The organism is Wenzhouxiangella sp. XN79A (genome assembly GCF_012272825.1).
Lineage (GTDB): Bacteria > Pseudomonadota > Gammaproteobacteria > Xanthomonadales > Wenzhouxiangellaceae.
In genome coordinates this window covers 1-10821 of record NZ_JAAWWS010000131.1, presented here as the reverse complement: position 1 = coordinate 10821, position 10821 = coordinate 1, and the positions used below count along the sequence as shown (strand labels likewise).

The window sequence follows — 10821 nt, the reverse complement described above, 5'->3', positions numbered from 1 at the left end:
TCAGCGCTCCGGATCGACGGTGTTCTCCTCGGCGAGCAGCGCGGCTTCCAGCCGGGCCAGCCGCGCCTCGAGCTCTTCGATGCGCTGATCCCGCTGCTGGATTTCCTGCTGCAGCGCCTGGCTGGCGGCCAGCGCCACGCCGGCCATGTCGGACGGGGACAGCGAACGCTCGGAGGTGCCGAAGCCGAAGGTGCGGTAGAAATCTTCGGCGACCGGCCCGATGTGCCGGTCGGCAGCGTTCGAGCTCAGGTAGTTCCAGGTCCAGATCGGCAGTTCCGAGAGCTTCGCCAGCAACTGATCACCGGCGACGGCCAGCAGGTTTTCCTTCGAGGATCGGCTGGACAGCTGGGTGATCGCGCCGCCGACGAACAGGTTGCCGGCGTTGTCGACGACCAGGCGACGGTCTTCGGTGGCCGGATCCATGTCGTCGGTTGTCTCGATCCGCAGCCAATCGTCGGTATATCCGCCCGGCCGCACCATGTGCAGGGCCGCGGTCGGTGCCTGGACGCCCATGCCGACGGCGCCGCTGGCGGCGATGTCCAGCGAACTGGTCGGCGCCCCCGGCCGGATCCGCAACGGAAGTCGGCTGGCGTTGGTGGTATCGCGGACGAAGAAATTGGTCTCGTTGCCGGCCACGTCCCAGGTCTGCGATGCGAATCCGGAACTGCCGTCCTGGGCCAGCCGCAGCGTGGGCGTGTCGCCGTCGAGGGTATGCAGCTCGACGACGGGCATGTTGGTGCCGACACCGATCCGACCTCCGGCGTCGATGTAAAGGCTGGCGGCCGGTGCGCCGGCTTCGACCCGGAACGGAATCCGACCGGCGGTCGAGTCCTCGATCGCGAAATAACTGGCCCCGCCGGAGTTGATGTCGTTGGCGAGCAAGCGCCAGTCGTTGCCCGGAAAGGACCCTGTGCTCGACGTGTCGTCGAAGTGGATGCGCAGGTTGTTTTCCTGCAGCCGCAGAGTGTCGACTTCGAACAACGGTGAGGTCGGGCAGTCGAAGCCGATACAGGTGCTGTTGTAGACCACGAGGTCGCCGGTGATGACCTGGCGGTCGCCGCCGGCGTCCGAATCGTCGCCGGAGCTCGGCCCGGGGTCCACGACGGGGACCAGGAATCCGCTGTCCAGGACCCGCACGCTGCCCGAGCGCGCCGGGATCGAAACCAGCTCGACGTTCACGTCGGGGTCGGTCCGGCTGGCCGCCAGTGCTTGCCGCGTCGCCTCGTCCAGCTGCGGCGTGAACGTTGCGCGCCAGGCATACAGGCCGTCGTTCGCGCCGGCCCGCGCAAGGTCGGACGAGGAGATCGAAAGGGGCTCGTCGGGACCGAATTCGAAGGTGAACTGCTGCTGCCCGGGCCCATCCAGTTCCAGCGTGGCCGCCCCGGCGCCGTCGGGTCGGAGCACTTCGAACACGGGCTCGATGCCGAATTCGTCGATCGAATCCCGATCCTGGGCGGCGGCGCCGGTGAACGCGAGCAGCAGGCAGAAGGGCAGGCCGAGCAGCATGCCGCGCAGCGTGGTGGCAGGACGGATGGACATCATGGAGGGCTCCCTGGTGAAGAGTCGTCGACACCGGATGTGGTGGCGAGCAGGGGCGCAATACTAACGAGGCCCGGGACGGAAAGATAGCGTCACGGTGCCAGCACGAAGTCCTCGAGCGAGCCCAGCCGCCGGTCGGCCGGCGCGAAGCCGGGATCATCGGGCTCGAACACCGAGGGAATCGCGATGACGGTCATGCCCGCGGCCTTGCCGGCGGCCACGCCGGCCGGGGCGTCCTCGAACACCAGGCAGCGCGCCGGAGCGACGCCCAGCTTCCGCGCGGCGCTCAGGAACACCGCCGGGTCGGGCTTGCTGCGCGCCTCGTCGAGCCCTGAATGGGTGGCATCGATGCGGTCGGCGAGGTCGAGTTTCTCGATGACCGCGTCGATCAGCGGGTAGGGCGAGGACGAGGCAATGGCGGTCTTCAGGCCTCGGCCGCGCAGGGTGTCGATCGTTGCATGGACGCCCGGCAGGGGTGCGCCGTGCTCGAGGATGCGGCGGGTGACTTCGGCCAGGACCTTCTCGACCATCACCTCCGACCGGCGGACCGGACCAGTCGAAGCGGTCGTGCCACAGCCTCAGCACCTCGTCGATCCGGCGGCCCGCCGAGGCCCGGCACAACTCGCGGTCGACCGGCACGCCGTAGGGGCGATAGACCGCCAGTTCGGCATCCTGCCAGTGCGGCTCGGAGTCGATCAGCAGGCCGTCCATGTCGAACAGGACGGCGTCGAAGTCGCGCGCGTTCATGCGTCCTGCCGCAGGATGCGGGCCAGTGCCTCGGGCTGCGGGGCCAGCGGCTCGGCGTGGCTGGGTCGGGCCAGCAGGTCGGCCAGCGCCGGCGGCGCATCGATCGGGCGGCCGATCAGCGGCTCGACCACCTCGGCGAACTTGGCCGGGTGGGCGGTGGCCGCGATCAGGAACGGTCGTCGGTCGCGCGCCCGCCGCCGCTGGGCCAGCACGTCCATCGCGCAGGCGGTGTGCGGGCACACGACCAGGTCGCGTGCCTCGTACTCGCGCCGGATCCGCGCCCGGATCGCATCGTCGGACACGCTGAGGGCATGGATCCGGGCCTGGCGCAGGTCGCGATCGCGGTAGAGCCAGGCCAGCCGCTCGAAATTGCTCGGGTCACCGACGTCCATCGCGTTGGCCAGCGTGGCCAGGCCGTCGCGGCCCACGTAGTCGCCGCGCTCGAAGTAATCGGGCAGGGTGCGGTTGGCGTTGGTCGCCAGCCAGATGTCGCCGATCGGAAAGCCCAGCTCGCGGGCCAGCACGCAGGCCAGTGCATTGCCGAGGTTGCCGGTCGGCACGATCACCTGGAGCTCGGGCCCGGCCTCGGCCTGGAGTCGGAGTGCGGCGTAGGCGTAGTAGGCCACCTGCGGCAGCAGTCGGCCGATGCAGATGCTGTTGGCGGTGCTCAGCGCCGCGCGCCGGCGCAGCTCGGGGTCGTTGAGCGCGCCCTTGACCAAGCGCTGGCAGTCGTCGAAGCTGCCGGCAACGCGGTAGGCAGTGACATTGCCGCCGAAGGCGCCGAGCTGGTGGGCCTGTAGCGGCGACACCCGGCCGTCCGGATACAGGATCCGGACCCGGAACGCCTCGCGTCCGTGGAAGGCGGCGGCCACCGCGCCGCCGGTATCCCCCGACGTGGCGACCAGGATCGTGCGGACGGCGCCCGGCGCGGCGAGCCGGTCCATGCACTCGGCCAGGAAGCGCGCGGCGAAGTCCTTGAACGCCGCGGTGGGGCCGTGGAACAGCTCCAGCATCCAGGCCGCGCCGATGCCATCGGCGCGGGCCGGAATCGGCTCGATCGGCAGCGGCAGGTCGAGACTGGCGCGGCAGACGGCGGGCAGGGCCTCGGCCAGCGGGCCGTCGGCGAAGAACGGGGCCAGCACCTCGGCGGCCACCGCCGGCAGTCCGGCATGGGCATCGGCGTTGATTGCGGCGGGCGAAGCCGCCGGCAGGTGCTCGGGTACGTACAGGCCGCCGTCGGGCGCCAGACCGGCCTGCAGGGCAGCCGCCAGATCGACGGTCGGGGCCTGGCCCCGGGTGCTCAGGCACTGCATGGCGGGTCTCCGGTGATCCGTCGCGCGGCCGGTCCGGCGACCGGCGAGACGTACCGGTCGGACCGCAGTCCGGCCTCGGCGAAGGCCACGGCCATCGATTCGCTGGCCCGCTCGGCCGATTCGCGGTCGCGGAACCAGCCGAACACGCTGGGCCCGGCCCCGGAGATCGACGCGCCCAGCGCGCCGGTGGCCAGGGCCGCGGCGCGCACGCGGTCGAATCCGGGAATCAGGTGCTTGCGACGCGGTTCGACCAGCAGATCGGTCAGGCCTTGGCCGATCAGTGCCGGATCGTCGGTGTAGCAGCCCGACAGCAGCATGGCCAGGTGGCGCGTCTGGGCCACGACGGTTTCGAGCGGGAACGGCTCGGCCAGCGCTGCGCGCGATTCGCGGGTGGACAGCTCCAGCTGCGGGTGGACGACGGCCGCGAACAGGCCGGTCGGGACCGGGATCGCGATCATCCGGTCGGGCAGCGCCAGCACCAGGCCGCCGAGCAGCTGCGGTGCGACGTTGTCGCCGTGGATCGCCCCGCTGGCCACGGCCTCGCCGGCCAGGGCGTGGCGGTAGAGGGCCTGGGCATCCAGGCCGAGCCCGAGCGCGGCGTTGGCCGCGACCACGGCGGCCACCGCCGAGGCGGCCGAGCCGCCCAGCCCGGACGACAGCGGGATGCCCTTGTCGATGATCAGCTCGATGCCTGCGCCCGGCACCTCCGCATCGATCAGTGACTGAACGGCGCGTCCGGCGGTGTTCCGATGCGGCTCCAGGGGCAGCGCGGTGACGCAGCCGCGGACCTCGGCGATGGTCACGCCGGGACGGTCGATGCGACGGGCGCCGACTCGATCGAAGGGCCCTTCGATCGAATGGCCGAGCAGGTCGAAGCCGACCGCGGCATTGCCGACCGAGGCCGGCGCGATCGCGAAGATCATCGATGGATTCAAGCGTTCATTCCCCGGTTCAATGGGCTCGTCACGTCGATTGCGAGCCTCATGTTAAGATTGTGCTAACAGGCTCAAAGCAAGGGACAGCCAATTTGCCGAAAGCGGCATTCCACCCGAGATGTCCGGAATGCCGACCGTAGACAAAGGAAACGTGATGAACTCGGTTCGTCACGGCTGTACGTTGGGCAATACCTCATAGCTTACTTGCTCGGCACCTGCGGTTTCGACCGTGATGGACCGAATTCGCTGCATCCATTCGTTGCGGCGTCTCCACGGTCGTGTTCGACCGCCTGATCTTTCCCATCGCGTTTTCGCATCTCTACCGTGTTCTTTCGGCCGGCTCGGCCCGTCATGAAGCGTCCGTGTCTGTTCCAGGCGCTCCACGAGCGCCGTACTTCACCGACCTTAGTCTAGAGAGAGAGAAACGCAAAATGCCAAAACGAAATCGTTTGACACAGGCCGTGCTCTGGGGGCTGGTCGCGTCGACGTCGGGGGTTGCATTTGCCCAGGACGAACGCGCGACCGGTAACGAAGAGGAAACGTCGAAGGAAATCGGCAAGATCGTCGTGACCGCGACGAAGACCGAGGAAGTCGACCTCCAGTCCGCGCCGATCACGGTCCAGGCGGTCGACCAGAAAGCGCTGGTCGAGATGAACATCGGCAATTTCGACGATCTGCGAAACAGCGTCCCGAACCTGAACGCCGCAAGCCGCGGTCCGGGCCAGCAGACCATCTACATCCGTGGCATGGCGGTGCAGCCGATCACCGTGTTGCTGTCCGGCGCACAGGGCACGTCGCCCAACGTCGCGCTGTACCTCGACGAGCAGCCGGTGACCGCTCCGGGCCGTAATCTCGACGTCTACGCCACCGACCTCCAGCGCGTCGAAGTGCTGCCGGGTCCGCAGGGCACGCTGTTCGGCGCCAGCTCGCAGGCCGGCACGATCCGTTACATCACCAACAAGCCGCAGTTGGGCCTGTTCGATGCCGGCTTCACCGGCGAGGCCTCGTTCACCAAGGACGGCGAGTTCAACAGCTCGGGGGAGGGCTACTTCAACCTGCCGATCGGGAACTCGACCGCGGCACGCGTGGCGTTCTACAACGTCAACCTCGGCGGTTACATCGACAACGTGCTCGGCGAGTTCACGCTGGATCCGGACATCAACCCGGAATCGGCCGTCGACCTCGGTCCGGATGCGACCTACGAGACGATCAACAATGCCGAGCTGGTCGAAGACAACTTCAACGACAGTTACTACAAGGGCATTCGCGCAGGGCTCTACCACGAGTTCAACACCGACTGGAACCTGCTCGTCCAGAACACCTACCAGGAGCTCGGCGCCGACGGTGTGTTCGACTACGACCCCGAAGTCGGTGATCTCGAAGTCTCGCGCTTCTTCCCGGATGAACTCGAAGACCAGTTCAACCAGACCACCTGGACGCTGGAAGGCCGGCTCGGCACCCTGAACCTGCTGTATACCGGGGGCTATCTCGACCGTGAAGTGAACCAGAAGGTCGATTACACCGGTTACAACAACGCCGGCGCGTTCATCGCCTACTACACCTGCACCTACGACAATCCGGATTACATCGTCAACTACGACATCGATCCGCGCTTCATCACCGACAACCGGGAGTGCCTGAACCCGGCCAAGGGTGTCGACATCCTGCAGGAGCACGAGCGCTTCACCCAGGAGTTCCGCATCTCGACGCCGGCCGAAAACCGCTGGCGCTTCGTCGGTGGCGTGTACTACGACGATTTCCAGATCGACACCCAGGACGACTATTTCTACCTGGCCACGCCGGATCTCGGCTTCGCGCCGAACGCGCCGATCTCGGACGCCTTCCAGGTCAATCCGAACACGCGTCCGGCCGGAGTTGCATTCTTCAACGACATCCGTCGAACCGAAGAGCAGATCGCGGTGTTCGGTGAGTTCAGCTACGAACTCGTTCCGGACACGCTGCAGGCCACCCTGGGGCTGCGTGCCTACGAGATCGAGTCGGACTTCACGGGTTCCTCGAACTTTGCCCAGGGCATCTTCTCGGGCAGCATCGACGGCGACGCCGGACGTGATTACGACGTCGACGGCGGCCATACGCCGGATCCGCTCGAACAGGACGATGTGATCACCAAGATCAACGTGTCCTGGACGCCGGACGACAACACCATGCTGTACTTCACCCGCTCCGAAGGCTTCCGGCCGGGCGGCTGGAACCGTGGTGGCGGCATTCCGTCGGCCAACCCCGACTTCCCGACCGTCAGCGCGACCTACGACACCGATGACGTGACCAACTACGAGATCGGCTGGAAGACCCTGCTGTTCAACAATTCGTTCCGCTTCAACGGTGCGGCCTACTTCATCGAGTGGGAGAACATGCAGGTCTCGCGCTTCGATCCGGAGAACGTGTCCATCCTGACCTTCATCGAGAACTCGGCCGACTCGGAGATCTTCGGGATCGAGGCCGACTTCGCCTGGAGGGCGACGACCAACTTCACGCTGTACGGCGCGGTGTCCTACAACGACACCGAGCTGACCAGCGTCGATGCCCAGGTCATCGAGCTTGCCCCGATCGGCAGCCAGCTTCCGCTGGTGCCGGAATTCCAGGCCAGTATGCGTGGTCGCTACGAACAGTCGCTGGACTGGTCGTGGGCCGACTTCGGCTTCGTCCAGGTTTCGGGCAAGTACGCCAGCAAGGCATTCAGCTCGCTGGTCGCCGAAGAACGTCGTGAGCAGGATCCGTATGCGATCTTCAACGCATCGGCCGGCGTGTCCAGCGGAAGCTGGACCGCGGAGCTGTTCGTGGAAAACCTGTTCGATGAGCGGGCCGAGCTGTTCATCAACACGCAGGACGACATTCCGCGCATCACGACCAATCGCCCGACCACGGCCGGTCTTCGATTGACCTACCGGTTCCTGCCGCTGTAACGGCCACGGAGATGTCCGGGCGGGGCGGTACAATGACGCGATGGCTGACTCCGGTACATCGCAGGCATCGTCCCGTTCGGACACTTCACTGAACGAAGCCGAGGCGCTGCTCAAGCAGCAGCGCTTCGGCGATTCCCTCCAGCGCGTCCAGGCCGTCCTGGACGCTTCGCCCGAACTGCCCGCGGCGCTGTTTCTCGCCGCCGTCAATCTTCGCTACCTGCGTCGCTTCGACGAGGCCCTGGGCACGCTGTCCAGGCTCGTTCGCATCGCGCCGGACTACGGCCGGGCCTTCCAGGAGATCGGCCACAACCACCGTGATTGCGGGCGGATCGCGCCGGCCTGCGAGGCCTATGCGCGGGCGACCGAGCTGAACCCCGGGCTGCTGGCCGCCTGGCGCTTCCTGGCCGAACTGCGCCAACGCAGCGGCGACGCGGAAGGCGCGCGAGTGGCGGCTTCGAACTTCAAGCGCCTGGCCGATCTTCCCCGCGAGCTGGTCACCGTGACCAGCCAGTTGCATGAAGGAAAGATCTACAAGGCCGAGCAGCTGTGCCGACACTTTCTCCAGAAACATCCCCATCACCCGGAAGCCATGCGCCTGCTGGCCGCGATCGGCATGCAGCTGCACGTCTACGACGACGCGGAGTTCCTGCTCGAGAGCGTGCTGGAGCTCGAACCCGATTTCGACCTGGCCCGGATGGACTACGTCAAGGTGCTGCATCAGCGGCAGAAGTTCGGTGAGGCCTGGGAGGCGGCCGCGGAGCTGCGGCGACGGATGCCGGGCAACCTGGCCGCCGAGCTGGCCTACGCCAACCAGTGCTCGGCGATCGGTCGCTACGACGAGGCGCTGGCGGTACTCGAGCCGCTGATCGAGCGCTCGCCGCAGCCGTGGAACGTGCAGATGCTTCGCGGGCATGCGCTGAAGACGATCGGGCAGCACGACGACGCGGTGGCAGCCTATCGCGCCGCGTATCGCGGTCGACCCGCCTTCGGCGATGCCTGGTGGTCGCTGGCCAACATGAAGACCTTCCGGTTCGACGATGACGAGATCGAGCGGATGCGCTCGCTGATCGAAGCGGGTGGGCTCACGCCGGTCGACGAAGTCCATCTGCGCTTCGCGCTCGGCAAGGCCCTCGAGGATCGGGAAGCGTGGCCCGAATCGTTCACGCACTACGCCGAAGGCAATTCGATCAAGCGGGCGCAGATCGACTACAGCGCCGAGCGCATGGGCGAGGACTTCGATCGCCAGAAGGCGTTCTTCACGCCCGAGCGGGCCGCCGGCCTGCTCGAGGGCGGATTCGATGCGCCCGACCCGATCTTCATCGTCGGCCTGCCGCGCGCCGGCTCGACGCTGATCGAGCAGATCCTCGCCTCGCATCCGGCCATCGACGGCACCCTGGAGCTGCCCAACATCCTGGCCATGGCCCATCGACTGAACGGCCGCCGCCGACGCGACGACGAGCCGCGTTATCCGGGCGTGCTGGCCGAGATGAGCGCCGAAGAGCGAGCCACGCTGGGCCGGCAGTTCATCGAGGACACGCGCATCCATCGCCAGGATGCGCCGCTGTTCCTGGACAAGATGCCGAACAACTTCCGGCACATCGGGCTGATCTTCTCGATTCTCCCGAACGCCCGGGTCATCGATGCGCGACGCTCGGCGATGGGCTGCTGTTTTTCCGGCTTCAAGCAGCTGTTCGCCGAGGGCCAGGAGTTCAGCTACAGCCAGGCCGATATCGGTCGCTACTATCGCGACTACGTCGACCTGATGACGCACTGGAACACCGTCTACCCGGGGCGCATCCTGCAGGTCGACTACGAAGACGTGGTCGATGACCTGGACAGCCAGGTCCGCCGCATGCTGGACTACCTCGGCCTGGACTTCGACCCGGCCTGCGTCGAATTCCATCGGACCCAGCGCTCGGTCCGGACCGCCAGCTCCGAACAGGTGCGCCAGCCGATCTATCGCTCCGGTATCGAGCAATGGCGGCACTACGCGCCCTGGCTGGGCGAATTGCTCGAAGCGCTGGGCCCGGAACTCGCGCCGCCGCGCCCGGTCGACGATGCCGACGCTTACAACGACAACGACAAAGGAGGCTGAGCCCCATGGAATCCAAGGAACAGATCGTCCAGAACTGGTTGCCGCGCTACACCGGCACTGCCATCGACGATTTCGGCAAGTACATCCTGCTGACCAATTTCGACAACTACGTCGAGAAGTTCGCCGACAAGCTCGGCGCCGAAGTCCGGGGGCGCGACAAGGCGATGCGCAACGCCACCGCCGATGGCCTGTCGATCATCAACTTCGGCATGGGCAGCGCGAACGCCGCGACCATCATGGACCTGCTCAGTGCCGTATCGCCAAAGGCCGTTCTGTTCCTCGGCAAGTGCGGTGGACTGAAGAAGAAGAACAAGCTCGGCGACATGATCCTGCCGATCGCCGCGATCCGCGGCGAGGGAACGTCGAACGATTACTTTCCGCCCGAAGTCCCTTCGCTGCCGGCGTTCACCCTGCAGCGCGCAGTGTCCTCGACGATCCGCGATCACGACCTCGACTACTGGACGGGCACCGTCTACACGACCAACCGGCGTGTCTGGGAGCACGACAAGTCGTTCAAGAAATACCTTCGTCGCACCCGCTGCATGGGCATCGACATGGAGACGGCCACGATCTTCGTGACCGGCTTCGCCAACCGCATCCCGACCGGCGCCTTGCTGCTGGTATCCGACCAGCCGATGGTGCCCGAGGGCGTCAAGACCGACGCCAGCGACCGGGTGATCACCGAGAAATTCGTCGATGCGCAGATCGATATCGGCATCGATGCGCTGAGGGAGATTCGCGACGAGGGGCGCTCGGTCCGGCATCTGCGCTTCGACGGGTAGTCGGGCGGAGGCCGATCTCGACTCGTCGGCCGTGCGGTTGTCCGCTTTCTTCGCGCCTTGCCGGAGCCGTGTCTGGCGGCTGTGCCGGGGTTCTGGCTACAGGCGTTTCGCCACGCGGACTTCGTCCGCTTTCTGGCGACCTGCTTTTGTCAGTCGCGACAAAAGTAGGCAAAAGCGCTCTTACAGGCGGCGGAACGGGCAGTGGCTTTCGGACTGCGTCGGTGGGCCGGTGGTCGGCCCGCGCCCTGGCTCACTCCGGCTGCGGGTTACAGTGGCCCCGGATGCATCCTCGAAGCCAGGGCCAGGCCGACGAGGCGCTGGTCGGCCACAAGCGGCTGAGAGGTGGCTTGCTTTCTTCGCGTATTGCTGGAGCCGTGTCTGGCGGCTGTGTCGGGGTTCTGGCTACAGGCGTTTCGCCACGCGCTTCGCGCTTTCTGGCGACCTACTTTTGTCAGTCGCGACAAAAGTAGGCAAAAGCGCTCTTCA

7 protein-coding genes are annotated in these 10821 nt (G+C 66.6%); 3 read left to right on the top strand and 4 right to left on the bottom strand.

What is annotated here, in order from left to right:
* The 4 genes from HFP89_RS02295 to HFP89_RS02280 form a co-directional block, all read right to left on the bottom strand.
* Positions 1 to 1539, bottom strand: a complete 1539-nt coding sequence (locus tag HFP89_RS02295) for a tail fiber domain-containing protein (protein WP_168716025.1) — start codon at positions 1537 to 1539, stop codon at positions 1 to 3.
* A gap of 92 nt (positions 1540 to 1631) precedes the next feature.
* Entirely contained in the window at positions 1632 to 2069 is a 438-nt protein-coding gene (locus HFP89_RS02290; protein WP_168716024.1) for an HAD-IA family hydrolase, read from the bottom strand.
* A gap of 213 nt (positions 2070 to 2282) precedes the next feature.
* Positions 2283 to 3599, bottom strand: a complete 1317-nt coding sequence (gene thrC, locus HFP89_RS02285; protein WP_168716023.1) for a threonine synthase — start codon at positions 3597 to 3599, stop codon at positions 2283 to 2285.
* Positions 3587 to 4534: a homoserine kinase gene (locus HFP89_RS02280; protein WP_206212189.1), complete on the bottom strand. Its 948-nt coding sequence runs from the start codon at positions 4532 to 4534 to the stop codon at positions 3587 to 3589. Before HFP89_RS02280 ends, thrC begins: the two co-directional genes overlap by 13 nt.
* A 449-nt stretch (positions 4535 to 4983) precedes the next feature.
* On the opposite strand from HFP89_RS02280, the gene HFP89_RS02275 reads away from it, so the two are divergent.
* Genes HFP89_RS02275 through HFP89_RS02265 form a run of 3 tightly spaced genes read left to right on the top strand, consistent with a single transcriptional unit; the run spans position 4984 to position 10335 of the window.
* Positions 4984 to 7458, top strand: a complete 2475-nt coding sequence (locus HFP89_RS02275) for a TonB-dependent receptor (protein ID WP_206212188.1) — start codon at positions 4984 to 4986, stop codon at positions 7456 to 7458.
* A gap of 40 nt (positions 7459 to 7498) precedes the next feature.
* Entirely contained in the window at positions 7499 to 9553 is a 2055-nt protein-coding gene (locus HFP89_RS02270; protein WP_168716021.1) for a tetratricopeptide repeat-containing sulfotransferase family protein, read from the top strand.
* A 5-nt stretch (positions 9554 to 9558) separates the two neighbouring features.
* Positions 9559 to 10335 carry an AMP nucleosidase gene (locus tag HFP89_RS02265; RefSeq protein ID WP_168716020.1) on the top strand — a complete coding sequence of 259 codons (777 nt, stop codon included), beginning with the start codon at positions 9559 to 9561 and terminating at the stop codon, positions 10333 to 10335.
* The last annotated feature ends 486 nt before the right edge of the window (positions 10336 to 10821 follow it).

Bases quoted from the DNA above. Each gene is read 5' to 3' on its own strand.
- HFP89_RS02295 (WP_168716025.1), bottom strand. From the start codon at position 1,539: ATGTCCATCCGTCCTGCCACCACGCTGCGCGGCATGCTGCTCGGCCTG.
- HFP89_RS02290 (WP_168716024.1), bottom strand. From the start codon at position 2,069: ATGGTCGAGAAGGTCCTGGCCGAAGTCACCCGCCGCATCCTCGAGCAC.
- thrC (WP_168716023.1), bottom strand. From the start codon at position 3,599: ATGCAGTGCCTGAGCACCCGGGGCCAGGCCCCGACCGTCGATCTGGCG.
- HFP89_RS02270 (WP_168716021.1), top strand. From the start codon at position 7,499: ATGGCTGACTCCGGTACATCGCAGGCATCGTCCCGTTCGGACACTTCA.
- HFP89_RS02265 (WP_168716020.1), top strand. From the start codon at position 9,559: ATGGAATCCAAGGAACAGATCGTCCAGAACTGGTTGCCGCGCTACACC.